We start from the raw sequence: 750 nt of genomic DNA on the forward strand, positions 1-750 counted from the left end.
GCCGTCACCGCCCCGGGGGCATACGGCCGGCCGCCCGGCGCCGGCGCCTGGAACTGCGCCATCGTGCGGCTGCCCGCACCGCGCCAGGTCTCGGCGCGGGTGCACAGCCAGGCCGCGCTGCCCGTGCCGCCGGGCAGCTGCTGCCGCGCGAACTCCCAGGCATTCACCGTCCGCACGCCCTGCCCGCGTACCGCGACCAGCTGGCAGGCCGTGCGCGCCCACGCCGTCCTGGCCTGCGGACCGGACACCTCGCCCGGCCCCCGCGGTGTGCCGTACGTCAGCCGCACCGGGGTCAGCTCGCCGAGATCGGTCAGCAGCCGGCCGCTCATCCGCAGCGCCGGCCAGGCCGTGCACTCCTCCGCGGGCTGCGGCGTTGGCACCGGGTCGGTCACCCCGTTCGCATCGAGGTGCAACGGCTGCCCCGCCGCCTCCGGCTTCAGCAGATCGACCAGCCGCCCCGGCTTCACCCAGGGCGCCGTCAGATAGCGCACATTGCCCTGCGTACGGCTCACCACCACCGCGCTCGCCGAATCCGCCGCCGCGCCGTCCGTCCGCGCGAAGTCCAGCGCCGCGCCCGTCCCGCCGCCGCGGCCCTCGCCGTCCGCCGTCTCCGCGTACCGCACCACCCGCAGCCCGTCGTGGAAGAGCACCACCACCGCATGGTCCACCACGCCCGCGAACAGCAGCTGGGCGGGCCCCGCGGCGGGCCCGGCCGGGGTGCCGGGCGTCGCCGCGAGCGGCACCCCGGCC

General features: G+C 78.1%; 1 pseudogene. It reads right to left on the bottom strand.

Annotated elements, in window-relative coordinates:
* Positions 1–750: pseudogene (locus DY245_RS32730) on the bottom strand (hypothetical protein); the annotation flags it as partial.

Source organism: Streptomyces inhibens (assembly GCF_003389455.1).
GTDB lineage: Bacteria > Actinomycetota > Actinomycetes > Streptomycetales > Streptomycetaceae > Streptomyces > Streptomyces inhibens.